Raw genomic sequence first — 19,459 nt, 5'->3', positions numbered from 1 at the left:
GGTCAAAAGCCAGTTGCTGGCATTTTGGGATAACCTAATTTTAGAAAAGGATTCAACAATCAAGCCGCTACTCTTAAGTGAGTGGCGGCTTTCTTGTGTTATAATCAATTCACGTACCTTTAGCTCAGTTGGTAGAGCAGACGGCTCATAACCGTCCGGTCGCAGGTTCGAGTCCTGCTTAGAAGTATTTTATCAGTTGTGTCGAGCTTAGACTCTGAGAGTGCGATTTTGCTCCCAACGCTAAATACAAATATATTTAAAGTAAAAGATACTTTATAAAATATAAAAGTCCTTAAACCGTATTTAAAATACGGTTTTTTATTTTTCCGAAACAAAAAAGACAGCCGAAACCGGCTGCCCTGTCAAAAGAAGTGCACAAGTTTCCCGCCCTGTGCAGTGTGGCTATGAATCAAACATTACTTAGGAGAAATGTAATAGCCACTAGTAGATTATATCATTATAAAAGAATACTTCCAAATTTCTGTTTCGAGGTAATATAAAACATATTTGGTCGCATTGTCATAGCATATTACTTGTAATGTGAATAATACGTGGTATAACTCATACATCCATTTAGCATTTTGCTCGGCCCCTCTTTCCGTTTGCTCACGGTTGGAGGGTCTTTTTTTATTATAAATATGCGGACGTTTGATAGACAAATATTAAAGACAAAAAAAGGCAGCCAATTAAGACTGCCCCTGTTGTGTGGTCTGCACTAGGTTTCCGCCAAATGCAGTGTGGCTAATTGTACCAAAAACTCATCATATTATTTTCGAAAAAAGCTAGCCACAACAAAATTATAGCATGAACAAAAGCAGATATATACTTCTTGAGAGTAGAATTTTTTACATAAATTTTACAACATTAAAATATATGGATGATATACTAAGTTAAGTCCCAAGCTGCACAAACTAAAAAGTTTTCTTCATTATCCCGTAATTGACCACCTCAGTTACGGGATTACTTTTTTGTACAAAAATAGCCGCCTAGTTTCCGCTAGACGACTAAATGTACAAACTCTGAGAAAAGTATATCAAAAAACTTGAATTGTAACAATATTATGGTAAAGTAAAGATAATCCATTGAGCAAATTCTGCTCTTGACCCTCTTGTTGTTGATGGACAGCTGGAGGGTCTTTTTTTGCGTAAAAAGAGCCACCCAGTTTCCGCTAGGTGACAAAAGAAAGAAACAGCCACCCGTTTTTCACCGGGCTTGTATAAATCATACCAAAAATATCACTTCAATAAAATATTAATTTAAATTAATATTTTTACAGTCCCAACTCCCTTGTAAACTTATCCACATTATCCACAGCTAACCAGCGTATAACTAATTGGCTACGAGTATTCATGTGCCCTCTAACAGTAACGTTGTACTTGTCATCCGGAAGCATGAGAACCAACTTAGCCAGTATTTCTCTACTGACAATACAATTAATCGACTCCTCGCCAGTATCTAGCGTAAAACGCACCAGAAGCGGTTCCTCTTTGATTAATCTAATCTTCGTCAACAATCCCGTGTGCTTGTCCATAGAGTTCACCTCACAGCTATTTTACCAGAAGTGGCATTTTGGTTAAATAAGATAGCAGCTTTGTATTCCTATTTGCAAAAAAAGCGAGTTTTTTTAATGTTGGTCAAACAAACTCAGTTGATGTTTATGGAAGAAAATTGTATAAAAGTTGATGAACGGTAGAAAGACTGTTGTACTAAACTTCGGTTGTGAAAATCAAGCTGAAATTGTGCGATAGTTGTAAAAAACAGAAATAGTATTTTTGTCACCTTTCTACCAAAAGTGGCGGGGTGGGTGAATAGGGATAAAATGACCATACTTATTTTAAATAACACATAACAAGACTTTTTTTGGGGCAGAAAATGGGGCAGAAACTAGTTGAAGTTAACTAAAGTTGATAAAATAGCAATCTTAGAATGCTTTAAATTCAATAATCTTAATCCTGTTTTGTGCTATTTAGCTATCTCGTAACGCGTAGGTCACAGGTTCGATTCCTGCAGCTGGCATCCGTAACAGAATTTGATATGAAATTCAAAAAAAGAATCATCTGAGAAGGAAATGATTGGCGGCAGTTCACAAGGCTGCTGACACATTCAGTCTCAGATGATTTTTTATGTTGGGGTTAAAATTTTTTAAAAAAAATTGTTTCACAAAAATAAACTGGTTAGTAGGCGAATTGTTAGGGGGACTTACCGCTGAGTTTAAAATTGTGAAACAAATGGAATGGTTTTCATAAGAATTATCCACAAACAAAAATTAGGAGCGCTGGCGAGTTAGATTTTCAAATTCCAGCATAATGCTGGTTTTACCCTGGACAGCATATTTTTTAACGACAAATTGTTTTCGTTGATTGAAGCTGCCGTAAACGGATAGCTTCATGCCTTCCGTGACATCTGCAAAAAAGTTTAAACTATGGCTGGCAATTAAGCAGTTCAATTGACTTTGATCGACTAAAGTCAGACCGAACCATAAAAGTGGTCGATCCTCTAATTGCTTGATAATCCGAATTTTTGTCACAACACCATGATAACTTTCCATAGAAACAACCTCCTTAAGCGCTCATATCAAAACTGCTATTGCTTATCTCTATAATACGAACAAATGTTCTGTTTGTAAAGAGAAAAAATTTAGCTCCTTAAACTTTTTATAGGAACCTTCAAGAAAACTTTGCAATTCTTCGAAAAGTCTTCAAGTATTTTTAATTTTGATTTTAGGTTTCAGGCTTAAGATAGAGTCAGTTAACAATTTGTGGATGAATCGGTGTTGGTACTCATCTGTGCTGTAGGTTCAAATCCTGCCATCCACTTTTATGCATAAGCATAATTTTGAAAAATAGAAAGGATGTTTCCCATGAAAAAAATTATTTCAGTTGGTTCAGCAATTTCTGCAACAGGTTTGATTGTCTTAATGACCTATCGAGGTATCCAAAAAAGACGAGGCTATTAAAAAAGTCCAGTTAGCCTTCCTCGATTGTTTAAAGAGGAGTTGAGTGCAATGACAGCAATTTTAGATTTTTTAACAAGTGTTAAAGTGACTCTGCGCTTTAGTCTGATGGTTTTTTGGGAATTTCGTGACAATAGAGAAATTCCCGCCTATGTTATCGATTGAAGCCGCTGAACAAAAATTACTAGAAAAATGACGGAGGAATTACATCCCATGAACTGGTTAAGGGACCATGCTCTAAGCCTCTGGTATCAAAATTGTAGCCGCTAATTTTTTGACAACTGTCAAGGGTTAGCGGTTTTTTTGTCAGAAATTCCCCTTAAATCGGAAATGATGAGAAACTTTTTACTTAAAACAGAAAAATATTTTTCATTATTTATAAATAAAAAAAATAAATGTGAGAATAATACAAATGACATAAAGGACACTTTTTGACGAATCGTGATATAATAAATGAAAGAGAGCGCTTTTAAAATTGAAAATGAGACTTTGCTATTTTGAGGAGGTGTTGTTATGGAAACAATTTTATCCACCGGCATGAGACGGCGTTTTTATGTATTGCACATGTTACACAATTCAAATGGCTGGGTGACAATCGAACAGCTGATGAAACAAATGGAGGCGTCCCGGAAAACGATTATGCGGGACTTGGATTATTTAGCAGAACGTTGGCCCGACAGGATAACCATTGACTATCAAGAAAAATTCGGCGTGCGTTTGTGGCAGTCCACCCACTACTCCATTCATGATATTTATCGGACAATGCTAAAGGAGTCGAGTGCCTTTAAATTATTGGAGGCAGTTTTTTTTGACCCGACAGAAAATCGTGATTATTGGGGCAGCAAATTTTATTTAAGTCAGTCTTCATTGTATCGGTTGACACATCGTTTAGAAGCAGATTTGAGTGCCCGGGGGATGCGGCTGAATCGCACACCTTATGCCGTTGAAGGCAGTAACGAGCGTCAGATACAAATCTTTTTTAAACGTTTTTTCTGGGAAATATATGGGATTCACGATTGGCCCTTTGCCTTTGATCAAGAGGCCGTCAATGAATTTGTTGAAAAATTGAACCACGATTTTCATTGGAATCACGAAGATGTTGATCGCGTTGATTTGGCTTTTGCCATTGGGGTTTCTCTGGTTCGTAGTGAACAGGGGCATCTGCTGTTAACTGATCCGAATCTTACCGACAAGCATCGGGAGTTAATTAATTCGATGGAAAAATATCGGGGAGATATTGAACGGATTATTCGGCCTTTGGGCTATAAGATGCCGAAGGGTTGGAAAGAAGATTTTATTTTAACCATTTTTTGGTGGGAATTTGCGTGGGACAATCCTGAAGAGGAGCGGTGCTTACATAAGCTAGGTTATGAGTTCATTGATACAATTGTTGAAGCTCTGGGATTAACAATTGACCCCGAGAGTCGGCAAAAAATTCAAGACAGCTTTATCAAAAGTTATATGCGCCATAAAGTTTACCCGTATCCCCGTTATATTTTTTACGATCGCAACTGGTTTGCTAGTAATGTCTTACAAAGTTACGCGCCCCTCTTTAAAGAAGTGTTGGAAAAAGTTTTAAAGGACTTAGAGAAAAAAACGAAAATGCCTTGGTACAGCATGTATTTTGACCACATGTTGGTGATGATTTCCTCCTGCTGGAAGGACTTTTCGTTGCAGATTGACAGCCTGCGAAAACCTGCCAAAGTAGCTGTATTTAGTGATTTAGGCATGTACCATGCGGAATCTCTAGGGAATTATTTAAAATCTGTCTATCAGGAAAAGGTAGAAATCATCATCCAACCCGCCTCAATTTATTATTTGAAGGATTATCCTCGACCAGAGGCGGATTTATATGTGGCGAATTTTTCGATGGAGGATGTGCCCTTTGATGATTTATTTATTGTCGAGGATATTCCATCCTATAAAAATTTATCGGAATTGCAGCGAAAGATTGATAAGCTCAGGGTGCCGTCTTTGAGGGATTTTCCCTTCTTGGGTTAAATCCCTAAGGCGAAAATCAAAATCAAAGCCAAAACAGTTTGCAGGCTGCCTACAGAAAGACCGTAAATTAAAAAGCGGGGCCCTTCTTTGATAAACTTGCGGAAATCCAAGCGCAGCCCAATCGCCGCTAGAGCAATTATTTCAAACCAGCCGCTGATAGCATGAGCGCTTGTATCGATAAGTACTGGTAATTCAATCAAGCTGTTTAGAATACAAAACAATAAAAAGCCCAATACGTACCAAGGAAGAGGCAGCTTAAAGCTGCTTTTTTCTTTGGTCTCTACCTGCTGGCCGTGATATTTTTGATTGTTTTGGGCAATTTTTTTAAAGGCATAGACGACCACTATTAAAAGCATAATCCGCATAATTTTAAATAACGTTGCGTACTGTACGACATCGGTGTCTAGCATACTAGCACCAGCAACAACTTGGCCAACCGACTGCAATGTTCCGCCTAAAAGCGCACTTTTAGCCAGCAGATTGCCACCAAAAAGAGCACTGCCAATAAACGGCAGTGTCAACATCATAACGGTTCCCATCAGATTCACTAAAGTGATAATTTGGCCCTTTTGTTCTTCTTTTGCGCCAATCACCGGAGCAATTGAGGCAATCGCCGATGAACCGCAGACTGCGTTGCCCCCAGCCATTAATAAGCGAGTCACCAGTGGAAAATGTAGGCGGCTGCCAATCATTAAAACGGCAAAAATAGTGATGGACATCTGTAAAACGATAAATAGGACACCTTGCCAACCAATCTGAGTAATCGTTTGAAAGGTGACAGTCGCCCCTAATAAAACAACTGAGATTTCTAAGAGCTTGCTTTCAGAAAATTTGGTCCCCGCCTGCAGACTCTCTTGTTTAAAGAATGTATTGCCCAACAAAATTCCTAATAAAATGGCGATGGTTGCCCCGCCTAAATTTGGAATCACCAAAGCTAATAAGCGGCTGATACCAGCGACACAGACAGCTAACAAAACCCCCGGTACAAGCGGATGAATTCTGCCAAGTGCGGCAAAAAATTTATTGACTACTTCCATTTCCAACCCTCTTTTTTTAAAATGTTGTGTTTATCTTATCATATTTAAGAAAAAACTCGTCAGAAAAAAATTGTTTTCTAAAAAAATGGTCAAAAGAATCATTAGGGAAGTTTAAATTTTTTTGCATTCAGCGGAAAATGACTTTTCTTTCTGGGGGAGGAATAATATAATAAACAGCAGTATGTTCAAGAAAAGAGATGAAAATTTGGAGAATCGCAGAGAACTATATAAAGAAAAAGCAGAAAAACCGGCTTCTAGAGACAACCGGATTGATTACGGTGTGATCTTAGTCGTCTTCCTCCTCTGCCTAATTGGTTTGCTCTCCGTCTATGTAGCTTTAAGCCAAGACATCAGCAATCCGCCAATCACCTCAAATTTACTGCGGCAAGGCTTGTGGTATTTTCTTGGTGCGGTATCAATTGTGATTATTATGCATATTAAATCAAAATGGCTATGGAAGCTGACGCCGGCACTGTATGCCTTTGGATTACTTGTGATGATGCTTCTTTTGGAATTTTACGATCGAGTTTTATATGGTGAAACGGGTTCAAAAAACTGGTTTAATATTGCCGGCTTTAGCTTTCAGCCATCAGAAATTATGAAAATTGCCTTGATTTTAATGTTGGCCTATGTCATTACCGGGCACAATGTCAAATATGCTGTCAGAACGTTAAAATCTGATTTATTGCTGATTGGTAAAATGATGCTAGTCACTTTGCCGGTTATCGGCTTAGTATTAGCCCAGGAAGATTTTGGGACAATGTTAGTCTTTCTAGCAATTTTTGCCGGCATGTTTTTAATGTCCGGCATCACTTGGAAAATTCTCTTGCCGCTGATTCTTTTAGCGGTCGCCTTTGTGGCTTTTATGATTTATTTGGTTACGACGGATTTAGGGCGAGAATTGTTAACAAAAGTCGGCTTCCAACAGTATCAGTTTAACCGGATTGATGCCTGGCTAGATCCTTTTGCCGACTCGCAGGGTTCTGGCTATCAGCTAGCCCGGGCACTTTTGGCAATTGCTAGCGGCGGCATGTTGGGTAAAGGCTTTAATGTTAGCGATGTCTATGTTCCCGTTAGAGAATCCGATATGATTTTCAGTGTTATCGGTGAAAATTTTGGCTTTGTCGGCGGCACCATCGTCATCTTTTTATACTTTGTTTTAATCTACCGCATGGTGCGGGTCTGCTTTGATATGAACAATGAGTTTTACACCTACATTGCAACTGGTTTGATTATGATGCTGCTTTTCCATATTTTTGAAAATATTGGGGCGAATATCGGCCTATTGCCTTTAACGGGAATTCCGCTGCCGTTTATCAGTCAAGGGGGTTCCTCCATTTTAGGGAACATGATTGGGATTGGCTTAATTATGTCGATGCGTTATCAGACGAATCCAAATCAAATTTAAACTAGCTTTTGATGAAAAAATTATGAGAAAAAGTTTTCATCAACAGGGATTTATCTTAGGAAATTTGAAAGTGAGGAAATTTGGATGTATACTTTTTTATGGTATCCGAAGTGTTCTACTTGTCGGAAAGCGAAGGCTTTTTTAGACAATCACCAAGTCGATTATCAAGCAGTTGATATGATTCAGGACGTTCCCTCGGCACAACAGCTGGAGGAGTGGCTGAACAATAGTGAACTGCCACTGCGCCGTTTTTTTAATACGAGCGGTCAAAAATATCGGGAGCTGGGCTTAAAAGATCAGCTGGATGGCTTTAATAAAACAGAAGCTGCCAAAGTTTTGGCAACAGATGGCATGCTAATCAAGCGGCCCTTGTTAATCAAAGACAACCGAGTGCAGGCAATCGGCTTTAAAGAAACGGAATACGAAAATTTATTCGGATAAAATTTGAAATCTCGGAGGAAGAGACAATGGTTGGCGAAACACATTTAAAGAAAAAAGATGGTCTATGGATTTTACACAATGGCAAAGAATATTGCATTGGGCTGACCAAAGAATCTCAGGATGAACTGGGTCACATCACTTTTCTTTCTTTACCAAAAGTCGGTCAGTCAGTGAAACAAGGGGAAGGTATTATTGAAGTGGAGGCAGAAAAAGCCGTCAGTGAATTTCTTAGCCCTTTGACTGGCACTATCTCCTCTGTAAATGAAAAATTAGACAGCAGTACAGATATTTTAGACAGTGAAGACGAGTTGGATGCGTGGATTCTATCCTTCAAGGAAGTTCCTGAAGATCAATTCGGACAGTTGTAAAAAGTTTGACAGATGAACAAGCGACTGCTATAATTCTGACATTATAAGAAATGCTTTGAAAAGAAGAGTACATCCTCATGAAAGTTTCAAGAGAGCCCGGCCGCTGAAAAAGGGTAACACTAGTGAGATGGAAGATGGTCTTTGAGCATTAATCAGTAAGCGCAGGCGAGCTGATTACGGGATTGCCCGATATAGCAACGCAGTCTGCGATAATTCTATCAAGTACTGATTGAGGTTATTTTCGTGAGAAGATAACAAACTAAGGTGGTAACACGAAAGTTAGGCTTTCGTCCTTTTGGTGAGGCATACTCATTGAAAGGGCGGAGGCTTTTTTAGTGCCAAAAGTCAGCAGCTATTTTAAAGTATCAATGTTAATAAGAAGGTTAATGAAAAAAAAGAAAGCAGAGGGTCAACATGTCATTTATTGAATTACACCATGTCGAAAAGGAGTTTTCCGGTAAAGCCGGCGCCATTCACGCAGTGGCGGATGTTTCTTTAGATGTGGAGCAGGGGGACGTTTACGGTATTGTCGGCTATTCTGGAGCCGGTAAAAGTACCTTAGTCCGGTTATTAAACGGCTTGGAAAAACCAAGTAAAGGTGAGGTCATCGTCCGAGGGCAAAATATTGCCAACTTAAAAAATAAAGAGCTCCGCAGCTTCCGTCAAAAAGTCGGTATGATTTTCCAGCATTTTAATTTGCTGTGGTCCCGTACCGTTAAAGAAAATATTGAACTGCCTTTAGAGTTAGCCGGTGTTGCCAAAAATGACCGTAGTCAAAGAGCCAATGAATTGATTCAATTAGTCGGCTTGGAGGGGCGGGGGGATGCTTATCCCGCCCAGCTATCCGGTGGTCAAAAGCAACGGGTGGGAATTGCTCGGGCGTTAGCCAATAACCCTGATATTTTACTCTGTGATGAAGCAACCAGTGCTCTTGATCCGCAGACGACAGACGAAGTGCTGAATCTCTTAGAAAAAATCAATCATGAATTAAAGCTGACGATTGTTTTAATCACTCATGAAATGCATGTGGTGCGCAAAATTTGTAACAAAGTTGCCGTCATGGAATTAGGAAAAATTGTCGAAGACGGACAAGTTTCCGCAGTTTTCCGCCATCCACAACAAGAGGTCACCAAGCGATTTGTGCAACAAGAACTGCAGCCGGAAACCAATAGCGATGAACAGCTGATTCAAGAATTTGTGGCGGCTAATCCAGAAGGTCGCATCGTCACTTTGGAATTTAAAGAAAATAATGCCAATGAGCCAGTTATATCTCAGGCAATTCGGCAATTTCCAATCGACATCAATGTCGTAGCCGGTCGCATCAGACGGACTGAGGACGCTTCTTTTGGAACATTAACTGTTTTGTTAACAGGGGATGATCAAGCCATCAGCCAAGCAATTGACTTCTTTAAACTACAGGATGTGGAGGTGACCGATTTTGAATAAGGGCTTCGTAGAAACTTATTTTGATTTTACACAAATTGATCCTCAAACATTTTTGGACATGACCGTGGAAACTCTTTATATGACGATTATCTCGATGCTGTTTGTGATTATTTTAGGCTTTTTATTAGGTCTGCTGCTCTATTTATTAGGCCGCAGAACTTCAACTTTAGCAAAAGTAATTTACAGCATTGTTTCATTGTTTAGCAATATATTCCGCTCAATTCCTTTTATTATTTTGTTACTTTTGTTAATGCCTTTTACCCGGCAAATAATCGGTACAAGTATCGGTGCTGAGTCGGCACTGCCCGCTTTAATTATTTCAGCGACACCTTTTTTTGCCAGACTAGCGGAAACTTCCTTTAGAGAAGTGGACAGCGGTGTGTTGGAGGCCGCCGATGCAATGGGGGCGACACCTTTTGAAAAGATTAGAAAGGTGTTGATTCCAGAAAGTCTGCCGAGTATTATCGCCAATATTACTTTAACCACTATTTCAATGATTGGATTTACGGCAATGGCCGGTCCAATTGGCGGTGGTGGTCTTGGGGGCTGGGCCTATCAAGTCGGCTATGCCCGTAATCAGCAAACGATTGTCTTAGTTGCAACAGTTACGATTTTAGTAATTGTCTTCATCGTGCAATTTATCGGTGACCAGTTAGTGAAACGTTTAGATAAACGCTAAAAATAGAAAAAATGGAGGATTTTATTTTATGAAGAAGAAATTATTTGGTTTTGCTTTATCGGCAGCCTTAGTTGTAGGTTTGGCTGCCTGCGGGAATGACTCAAATTCAACAGCAAGCTCTAGCACAGATGCTTCTGCTAGCGGTGACACACAGGTATTAAAAATCGCTGCCAGCTCAACACCCCATGCTGAAATTTTAGAAGAAGCTGCGCCATTATTAGAAGCAGAGGGCGTGACGTTAGATATTACGGTGACAGATGACTACAATATCCCGAACCGTTCGTTAGATGCAGGTGATGTGGATGCCAATTACTTCCAACATTTACCATACTTGAATCAACAAATTGAAGATTACGGCTATGATATTGTCAGCGCTGGTGCTGTCCATATTGAACCAATGGGCCTGTATTCTCAAAGAATTACCAGCCTAGATGATCTTGAAGATGGCGCAACAGTCATTACCTCAAATTCAGTTTCTGACTGGGGTCGGATTTTACAAATTTTTGTTGACAATGATTTATTGACACTAAAAGATGGTGTTGATCCAGAAACAGCGACCTTTGATGACATTGATGAAAATCCCAAAAATCTGACTTTTACTAGTGATATTGACACGACGATTTTGGCGCAGGCCTATGAAAATGATGAAGCTGATTTAATTGCTATCAATGCTAACTTAGCTTATGCAGCAGGTTTAAATCCTGTAGAAGATGCAATCGCCTTAGACGGTGACAACTCGCCTTACGCGAATATTGTCGCAGTTCGTTCCGGCGATGAAGATGATGAACGAATCGTTAAATTAATGGAAGTTCTCCACAGTGATGAAATCCAACAATGGATTCTTGACAAATGGGGCGGCGCTGTTAAACCAGTTGACGAATAATAAATAGTAAATCAGCCGATAAAGGAGGCATGACCTCTTTTATCGGCTGTTTTTTTGTGTTGTCTTTTTTTGAAAATTCATGGTCATGGACTAATCTTACAAAAGACTGTGCCTAAAACTGATGTAGCGTGTAAAATTTGTGGCAATCCCACTGATAAATATGCTCCTGCTGAATGTAAAAAGTGCACTAGAACACAGTTTTTAGAAACTTTAGCGGTATTTGAGTATCAGATATAATCATCATTTCAGAAAAATCTCTTCAAAATACTCCTCAAGGAAAAATCATTAATTTCTTTTTTTTTCAAAAATAAGAAAAGTCCACTTCGATTTTGTCCAATAGGTTAGAAATCCTTATTTCACGCCCTTTTTCTAATCAAAGCTTTTTAATTTTATTTTTTTGGGTAAAAAGGATAAAACCAAACGGGTTACTAAATCAATCTATTTTATTACGATTACGACAATGAATTTTAACCTGTATTGATTAAATGAAATCAGAAAGTCGTGAATCCAATGAAAAATAGATTGTCTATAATTTTTTTCTTATTCTTTGCCTGCAGTATCTTCATTGTTTTAACTCCAGAAAAAGCCTCTGCTGCGGTTACCGGGTCGGGAGTGGAATCCGACCCATATATCGTTGAAAATGCCGCCGATTTGACAACAGCCTTAAAAAATGGCGACGGCTCAGCTTCGACTTTATACATTCAACTCAATAATGATATCACCTACACCGATACTGACAGCTTCATCATCTACTCCAATGTAGTGATAAATGGCTTGAAGAATAATACAGCAGGTTCTTACTATAAGATGTTAAAAACCGGAACTTCGACTATCACTTCAACTGCTGGATTTTATGTCAATGCCAGCGGTTATGATGTCACCTATGAAAACCTCTCTTTCGGTGATAGTTCGTATACGTATTACCAGACCTACTATGGCATCATCTTAAATTATAATGCGCAAGTTGATTTAACAATTAGAAATGTTGACTATTTTGGTTCTAATGGCGGACAGCCCTTGTGTAATTATAATGGCAATACGACGTTCACTTTTGAGGGGCAAAACAATTTTACTGTTGCTTCTGGTAGCAACTCCCAAGAGTTCATGGAGGGGGCGAACCTAACCTTTGCAGCCGACAGCGTGACAAATATTGAGCAAACTAGTTCAGGTAACACCGCATTTATTTACAACTCTACTAGTACAAATTCAAACCAAACAACAACTATCAACGTTGAGTCCTACGTCAATATTACTACCAATAAGCGCTATTTTGTTTACGACCGCAGCTATGTGAATTTGAATCTAGCTGATTCAGCAGTTTTTCTTTACACTGCAAGTTCTTATGGGTTCAACCCAGCTAACGGTACTGGAACAACATCGACTTATACCATTGGAAATAACGCAACCTTATCACTGGAAGGGGCAGGGCGAGTCGGTAGCTCTGGTTCAGCAACGATGGCAATCAATGCCACAACACCTGCTGAAATTTCCTTCGAGAACACTTCGGGTACTGGCTTGTTTTCTAGTACATCGACACTGACCCCGACAACCACTGATGCCTATCTTTGGGATTATACCGTTGGCGGAGTGACGACTAAAAAAAGTGCAGCTACCACTGCGACTAGTTTGACGGATAGCGGATTTGCAACGAACGTAGCAAAAGTCGTTTATTATCCAAAGTCAACTCTCTCCTTTGATGCAACAAGCACAGTGGCCGATGGAACAGGCGATACCAAAGCCACAAGTAATCTTGATATTGCCAATTTGAATGCTAGTTCCTCCTACAGTTTAACCAATGTTGAATATAAAATATTTAGCACTTCGCCACTGAGTGATGACGCCGATCTCAGTACCGATAGCAATCAAAGTATTATAACCAACGCTTCAAATGCAAGTTACGCTGGCGAGACAACCGCCAGCTCAGTCTCTTTAACAGAGGTTCTTGCGGGAACTTATACGGTTTTTGTGAGAGGCACGGCAACTTCATCTTCAGGAAGATTGACGCAAACAACAGATTGGGTGTTGCAGGTAGTGACAGTTGATAGAAGTACGTTGGTTGTTTCAATCCCAATTGAAATGACATTTTCAATCATAGATAATGCTGAATTCACATCTGCCGATTCCTACACCGTAACGAATCAGTCCAATTATCCTGCAACAATGGGAATTCAATCGGTGACCAGTGTTCCTGACATCACCTTAGTGAATGATGTCAATAATACAACGGCAACCAACCCCTTGTATTTAGCATTACGAGATACCTCCGATACCTCGTCTGAAATCCCGTTCATTTCAGATGGAAGCACAACGAACAGCTTTTCAATGAATGGCTTCGGTGGCGAGGATACCTTTAATCTTGTCGGGCAATACGGCGGAACGGTTAGCTATACAAGTGTTCAAGATATTCAATATACATTGACTGTCGTGATTGGCAGCTAAGAAAGCGAGAAAAGAAAATTGAAGAAAAAAAATAGCAAAACAACCAAAAGGAAAAAATGGCTTATTTTAGCACTACTGCTTTTACTGGTTTCCATCGTAGGTGGTGGACTTTATTGGTATTTCTCTTCAAAAACAGAAGAAAAAACAGCAACAGTTGTCGCTGGTAGTTTTTTACCTGAGGGCAAAGATGCCGCCGCAATGACCAATGATGAAATTGCCACTTACGCTCAAGCACAAGTTGATGCGAGTCAATTTCAAATGATTATCGGCTCAGAAATTCAAGTAGACAGTCAGGATGATTCAAGCGATCTTTATATTCAAAATCCGCCGACTAACGCTTATCCCATTGCAGTCACTATCACCTTAGATGACGGCACGGTAGTCTATAGCTCGGGAGCGATTGCCGTTGGTTATGAAGTCAAAAATGCCACGCTAGATACTCATTTGGATGCAGGTACGTATACTGGGACGGCCTTATTCAAATTGTACGATGCGGAAACTTCAGAAGCGAAAGGTCAAGTTGCTGCAACAGTTAGCTTCACAGTGACTTGATAAAAAAATTATAAAGGAGAACAACACATAATGAATAAAAAAGTTTTAGGTACAATCTTAGGAATAGGCACACTGGCTACACTTGGATTAGGAGCGACAACAGCTCATGCCGCTGAAACTATCAATAATGGGACCAATACCGGAGATGTTCAAATTAACGGAACGCTAGGTCAAAGTAATACCGATCCTGAAGCACCTATCAATGAAGGCTCTAACCAGTGGATTAACGTAACTTTAGATACAGCGACAATCTTCTACAATACAGCAGGAAGTACCACCATCGAATCGCCAGACTATGATATTACCAATAATTCTGGACGTCCGGTCAGTGTTGTTGCCACAGGAATTACGCAAACCAACAGTGTAGATATTTCATCGATTTCTTCATTAGCAGTGAACTTAAATAGAAATGATGGTGGAGCTTCTTCAACAGCTTCTTTAGTGACAGATGGAACTACCGGTGTGACTGGTGCGACTAGCTTAGTTTTAGCGAATAACGTTGGTCAAATTGCCAGTACAGATGAAGCGGCCACAGACAGTAGTACCGTTACAAATAATGCTGCAACGTTCCAATATGACGGGACTTTATCTTCAGCTCTTTCGGAAACAATTGCCCCAACGTTCACAATGACATTAACCTTTGCAGCTCAAAGCTGGGAGTAAAAAACTATACTCTACAGAGGAGTATCTATGAAAAAATATAAAGTTGCTCTACTTGGCCTTCTCTTCGTTGCATTTATCAGTGGAGGTTTCCCGATAGATGGAAGCGCAAAGGAAGGGACCGTAACGATTGCCGGAACTTTATCGCCTACTGAAACAACTGAAACCACCAGTAGTTCAAGTATTTCAGAGGAAGTTCCAAAAATTAGCAGCACGATGTATGAGATTTCGATAGACTCAGAGGGAAATAGTGATCTTCCGCAACTTGGTGAGCGTCCGATAATCGCCTTACTTAGTTTAATCAGCGGTGTATTTTTACTTGTGATAGTATTATTTTTGGTAAAAAGAAAATTACGCAATTAATTTTTATATGATGTAGCTTTTTTACCACTATCAGATAGCTAGAAACTTAGTCACTAGTTTAAAATTTTAGAAAATTGTTTTTTTGAAGCATACAAGACAGTCATTCATCTATTTCCAAGATCATATGGAGCTATTAAGCTTCGTATGATTTTTTATTTAAAGTTGGTGACGGAACAGTGTGAGTCCGTCAGATAATTTTTAAGCAGAAACCTTTGAAAATTCTTTTTCTATTTAGATTGATTATAAATAACAGCAAAGCGAGTGGATTTTTTGATTTTTCCGATTTAATTCCTAATTATTCGCAAAAAGCGGGCTTGGAGGTTTGCGCTTGACCACCATTTGGTCTAGAATGTAACTTAGAATAATTTGGTTTTCGACAGGTTTTTTGAGAATGACGAAAGAAATCTCTCGCTAACTGAGAAATTAAAGAAGGAGTCGAACTAAATGTCTGTTTTAGAAATTAAAAATCTCCATGTGGCTATTGAGGATAAAGAAATCTTAAAGGGTGTTAACCTGACGATGAAGACTGGCGAAATTCACGCTATCATGGGACCTAATGGAACTGGTAAGTCTACTTTATCTGCTGCCATCATGGGCAATCCAAACTACGAAGTAACCGAGGGTGAAATTCTTTTTGACGGTGAAAATATTTTAGAGTTAGAAGTGGATGAAAGAGCCCGCTTAGGTTTATTTTTAGCAATGCAATACCCAAGTGAAATTCCCGGCATCACCAATGCCGAATTTATGCGGGCGGCCATCAACGCTAAAAGAGATGAAGACCACAAAATTTCTGTAATGGAATTTTTGAAAAAATTAGATGCTAAAATGGAATTGCTGAACATGCCAGAAGAAATGGCAGAACGCTATTTAAATGAAGGCTTCTCTGGTGGAGAAAAGAAGCGCAACGAAATTTTGCAATTGTTAATGTTGGAGCCAACCTTTGCCATCTTAGATGAAATCGACTCTGGTTTAGATATCGATGCCTTAAAAGTGGTGGCTAAAGGGGTTAATGACATGCGAGGGGATAATTTCGGCTCGTTAATCATCACCCATTACCAACGCTTATTAAATTACATCACACCAGATGTTGTCCACATTATGATGGATGGTCGGGTTGTCTTAACCGGTGATGCCGATTTAGCAAAACGGCTAGAAGCAGAAGGCTACGCTGGCATCAGTAAAGAATTAGGTATTGAATACAAAGAAGAAGAAGCATAAGGAGGCCAAGCTTGATGACAAAAACAAATGAAGCTTATCTAGAGGCCATTACCGCTTTTTCTGCTGAAAAAAACGAACCAGCTTGGTTTTTAGAATTGCGTAAAGCGGCTTTAGCCAAAATGGATGAGCTAGAGTTACCAAAAATTGAACGGGTGAAATTTCACCGTTGGCCGCTCTTCAAGGTGACACCAGAAAATATGGTCACCACAGCAGCGGGCACGGTGCCCGTCTTTGATCAAATGAAAGACAATCCGACGGTCGTGCAAAATGGTTCCGAAACCATTTTTGAACAAATTTCAGAAAAATTAGCCAATCAAGGCGTGATTTTCACCAGTTTAGAAACAGCCTTAGTAGAATATCCTGAATTAGTCAAAGAATATTTTATGACCAAGGCTGTCTTAGCAGACGAAGATAAATTGACAGCTTACCACACCGCCTTTTTAAACGGTGGCGTATTCTTATATGTACCTAAAAATGTCGTGATTGATGAACCGATTGAAGCACTGTTTTTAAATGATACTAGCAGCCAGCAACATTATTTCAAACACGTTTTAATTGTTGCTGACGAACATAGTGAGTTCAGCTACCTGGAACGTTTTCAAACAATTGGTGAAGATACAACCAAAGCTTCTGTTAACATCGTGGTTGAATTAATCGCCAAAGCCGGTGCGAAAGTCAAATATTCCGCCGTTGACCAATTAGGCGAAACGATGACGACCTATTTAAATCGTCGTGGCTACATTATGCGGGACGCTTCCGTTGACTGGGCAATTGGCGTGATGAATGACGGCGATGTGATTGCCGATTTTGATTCTGATTTAGTTGGTGACGGTGCCCATTCTGAAGTGAAAGTTGTTGCGATTAGCAGCGGCCGCCAAACACAAGGGATTGATACCCGGGTAACCAATAAAGCACCTCATACGATTGGTCATATCCTGCAACACGGTGTGATTCGTGAACGTGGTACGTTAACTTTTAATGGCATTGGCCATATTTTGAAAAAAGCCAAGGGCGCTGATGCCCAACAAGAAAGCCGAGTCCTAATGCTTTCAGATAAAGCAAGAGGCGATGCCAATCCAATTTTATTAATTGACGAAAACGAAGTAACAGCTGGTCACGCAGCCAGTGTTGGTCGAGTTGACCCAGAAGAAATGTATTACCTGATGAGTCGTGGGTTACACAAAGAAGAAGCAGAACGTTTAGTTATTCGAGGTTTCTTAGGTTCAGTCATTACGGCGATTCCAGTTCGAGAAGTCCAAAATGAAATTATTGAGGTTATTGAAGGGAAGTTGAATGCATGATCGATGCACAAAAAATCCGTCAAGAGTTTCCAATCCTAGATCAGGAAGTCAACGACGAACCTTTAGTTTATCTAGATAATGCGGCAACCACTCAAAAACCACGGGCGGTTTTGCAAAGTCTCAATCGTTATTATGAACGGGACAATGCTAATGTTCACCGGGGTGTCCATACCTTAGCCGAACGAGCGACAGCTGAATTTGAAGCGGCTCGTCAAAAAGTTCAAAAATTTATTAACGCCAATGAAGCTGCAGAAGTTTTATTTACACGGGGAACAACCACCAGTTTAAACTGGGTGGCCCGCAGCTATGGCGACGCTTTTGTCAAAGAAGGCGATGAGATTGTGATTTCTTATATGGAACATCACAGCAACATTATTCCCTGGCAACAATTAGCTAAGCGTAAAAAAGCTGTTTTAAAATATATTGAGATCACCGAAGAAGGTTTTTTGGACATGACTAGTGCCAAAGAACAAATTACCGATAAAACGGCGATTGTTTCAATCGCCCATGTCTCAAATGTTTTAGGCGTGATTAATCGTGTTGCTAAATTAGCAGAATTAGCTCATCAACATGGTGCTGTAATGGTGGTCGACGGTGCCCAGTCTGTACCTCATATGCCTGTTGATGTTCAAGCAATCAATGCTGATTTTTATTGCTTTAGCGGCCATAAAATGTGCGGCCCAACTGGGATTGGTATTTTGTATGGCAAACGCCAATGGCTAGATCAGATGGAGCCTGTCGAATTCGGTGGCGAGATGATTGATTTTGTTCATCTGCAGGATAGCACTTGGAAAGAGCTACCGTGGAAATTTGAAGCCGGCACGCCTAATATTGGCGATGCAATTGCTTTAGGCAGCGCCGTTGATTACCTCAGTGAACTTGGTTTAGAAAATATCCACAATTACGAAGCAGAACTAGTTGCTTATGTTTTACCACGGCTGCAGGAAATTGGAGGCCTTACGATTTTCGGACCACAAAATCCGCAAGAGCATACCGGTGTTATCGCCTTTAATCTTGACGGCGTCCATCCTCATGATTTAGCAACTGCACTTGATATGGAGGGCGTTGCTGTCCGAGCTGGCCATCACTGTGCGCAACCATTATTAAATTATTTAAACGTTCCCGCAACCGCTCGAGCTAGTTTTTACTTTTACAATACGAAAAACGATGCCGACCGTTTAGTCGAAGCGATTATGGCAGCAAAGGAGTTTTTTGCAAATGGCGCTATCTAAATTAGATAATTTATACCGACAAGTCATTCTCGATCACTCAGCTCATCCCCATCATCATGGCAAATTAGGGGAGTCCACCAATGCAATTGAAATGAACAATCCCACCTGTGGCGATGTCATCGAATTGGAATTAGCCATTGAGGATGGCGTGATTAAAGACATCGCCTTCAGCGGCAGTGGTTGTTCAATCTCAACCGCCAGTGCTTCAATGATGACAGACGCCGTTGTTGGCAAAACAGTGGTCGAAGCCGAAGCATTAGCAGATGATTTTTCTCATTTAGTTTTAGGCGAAGATGTCCCTGAGGCAGAAAAACTCGGCGATGCCGCCATGCTCCAAGGCGTTTCCAAATTTCCTGCCCGTATCAAATGTGCAACCTTAGCATGGAAAGCTTTAGGCAAGGCCATCGATGAAGAAGAGGGTCATGGCGTGGCTCATCAATTTCACGGGGCAGAATAAAATTTCCAATGTAATCAAGAA

The 19,459-nt window shown here is 40.0% G+C and carries 17 protein-coding genes and 1 other annotated feature; of the genes, 15 read left to right on the top strand and 2 right to left on the bottom strand.

Going from position 1 to position 19,459, the window contains the following annotated elements; genetic code table 11:
- Window positions 1-2,266 precede the first annotated feature (2,266 nt).
- The gene (locus tag ORH16_RS17095) at window positions 2,267-2,548 is read right to left on the bottom strand and encodes a hypothetical protein (RefSeq protein WP_265460110.1); all 282 of its coding nucleotides are present in this window, start codon (window positions 2,546-2,548) and stop codon (window positions 2,267-2,269) included.
- A gap of 918 nt (window positions 2,549-3,466) precedes the next feature.
- Here ORH16_RS17095 and ORH16_RS17090 point away from each other — a divergent pair.
- A complete protein-coding gene (locus tag ORH16_RS17090) occupies window positions 3,467-4,954 on the top strand; it encodes a helix-turn-helix domain-containing protein (protein ID WP_265460109.1) in 1,488 nt (495 codons plus the stop codon).
- Here ORH16_RS17090 and ORH16_RS17085 read toward each other — a convergent pair.
- Entirely contained in the window at window positions 4,951-5,991 is a 1,041-nt protein-coding gene (locus ORH16_RS17085; protein WP_265460108.1) for a YeiH family protein, read from the bottom strand. The two genes, ORH16_RS17090 and ORH16_RS17085, sit on opposite strands and share 4 nt — an antisense overlap.
- A 205-nt stretch (window positions 5,992-6,196) precedes the next feature.
- Here ORH16_RS17085 and ORH16_RS17080 point away from each other — a divergent pair, with 205 nt between their 5' ends.
- The 14 genes from ORH16_RS17080 (at window position 6,197) to sufU (ending at window position 19,438) form a co-directional block, all read left to right on the top strand.
- Complete coding sequence (locus tag ORH16_RS17080; RefSeq protein WP_265460107.1) at window positions 6,197-7,399, top strand: FtsW/RodA/SpoVE family cell cycle protein; 1,203 nt, start codon at window positions 6,197-6,199, stop codon at window positions 7,397-7,399.
- An 84-nt stretch (window positions 7,400-7,483) separates the two neighbouring features.
- Complete coding sequence (locus tag ORH16_RS17075) at window positions 7,484-7,840, top strand: arsenate reductase family protein (protein WP_265460106.1); 357 nt, start codon at window positions 7,484-7,486, stop codon at window positions 7,838-7,840.
- Window positions 7,841-7,866: 26 nt separating this feature from the next.
- The gene (locus ORH16_RS17070; RefSeq protein WP_265460105.1) at window positions 7,867-8,208 is read left to right on the top strand and encodes a glycine cleavage system protein H; all 342 of its coding nucleotides are present in this window, start codon (window positions 7,867-7,869) and stop codon (window positions 8,206-8,208) included.
- A gap of 46 nt (window positions 8,209-8,254) precedes the next feature.
- Window positions 8,255-8,506, top strand: a binding site (T-box leader).
- 116 nt (window positions 8,507-8,622) lie between these two features.
- Window positions 8,623-9,654: a methionine ABC transporter ATP-binding protein gene (locus tag ORH16_RS17065; RefSeq protein ID WP_265460104.1), complete on the top strand. Its 1,032-nt coding sequence runs from the start codon at window positions 8,623-8,625 to the stop codon at window positions 9,652-9,654.
- Window positions 9,647-10,333, top strand: a complete 687-nt coding sequence (locus ORH16_RS17060; protein ID WP_265460103.1) for a methionine ABC transporter permease — start codon at window positions 9,647-9,649, stop codon at window positions 10,331-10,333. The genes ORH16_RS17065 and ORH16_RS17060 overlap by 8 nt, the downstream gene beginning before the upstream one ends.
- Window positions 10,334-10,361: 28 nt before the next feature.
- Window positions 10,362-11,216 (top strand): MetQ/NlpA family ABC transporter substrate-binding protein, encoded by an 855-nt coding sequence (locus ORH16_RS17055; RefSeq protein ID WP_265460102.1) that lies wholly within the window; start codon window positions 10,362-10,364, stop codon window positions 11,214-11,216.
- A 510-nt stretch (window positions 11,217-11,726) separates the two neighbouring features.
- The gene (locus tag ORH16_RS17050; protein ID WP_265460101.1) at window positions 11,727-13,655 is read left to right on the top strand and encodes a hypothetical protein; all 1,929 of its coding nucleotides are present in this window, start codon (window positions 11,727-11,729) and stop codon (window positions 13,653-13,655) included.
- 18 nt (window positions 13,656-13,673) lie between these two features.
- Complete coding sequence (locus tag ORH16_RS17045; RefSeq protein ID WP_265460100.1) at window positions 13,674-14,207, top strand: hypothetical protein; 534 nt, start codon at window positions 13,674-13,676, stop codon at window positions 14,205-14,207.
- A gap of 30 nt (window positions 14,208-14,237) precedes the next feature.
- The gene (locus ORH16_RS17040; protein WP_265460099.1) at window positions 14,238-14,870 is read left to right on the top strand and encodes a hypothetical protein; all 633 of its coding nucleotides are present in this window, start codon (window positions 14,238-14,240) and stop codon (window positions 14,868-14,870) included.
- Window positions 14,871-14,897: 27 nt separating this feature from the next.
- Window positions 14,898-15,230, top strand: a complete 333-nt coding sequence (locus ORH16_RS17035) for a hypothetical protein (protein WP_265460098.1) — start codon at window positions 14,898-14,900, stop codon at window positions 15,228-15,230.
- 444 nt (window positions 15,231-15,674) lie between these two features.
- On the top strand, window positions 15,675-16,448 hold the full coding sequence (gene sufC / locus ORH16_RS17030; RefSeq protein ID WP_265460097.1) for a Fe-S cluster assembly ATPase SufC: 774 nt from the start codon (window positions 15,675-15,677) through the stop codon (window positions 16,446-16,448).
- A 14-nt stretch (window positions 16,449-16,462) separates the two neighbouring features.
- Window positions 16,463-17,749: a Fe-S cluster assembly protein SufD gene (gene sufD / locus ORH16_RS17025; RefSeq protein ID WP_265460096.1), complete on the top strand. Its 1,287-nt coding sequence runs from the start codon at window positions 16,463-16,465 to the stop codon at window positions 17,747-17,749.
- Window positions 17,746-18,981 (top strand): cysteine desulfurase, encoded by a 1,236-nt coding sequence (locus ORH16_RS17020; RefSeq protein WP_265460095.1) that lies wholly within the window; start codon window positions 17,746-17,748, stop codon window positions 18,979-18,981. The genes sufD and ORH16_RS17020 overlap by 4 nt, the downstream gene beginning before the upstream one ends.
- The gene (sufU, locus tag ORH16_RS17015) at window positions 18,968-19,438 is read left to right on the top strand and encodes a Fe-S cluster assembly sulfur transfer protein SufU (RefSeq protein ID WP_265460094.1); all 471 of its coding nucleotides are present in this window, start codon (window positions 18,968-18,970) and stop codon (window positions 19,436-19,438) included. The genes ORH16_RS17020 and sufU overlap by 14 nt, the downstream gene beginning before the upstream one ends.
- Window positions 19,439-19,459 lie beyond the last annotated feature (21 nt).

The sequence above is a fragment of the Enterococcus sp. HY326 genome, assembly GCF_026157065.1.
Classification (GTDB): Bacteria; Bacillota; Bacilli; order Lactobacillales; family Enterococcaceae; genus HY326.
The sequence above is the reverse complement of the archived record's forward strand: the minus strand, read 5'-3'. Positions and strand labels throughout refer to the sequence as shown.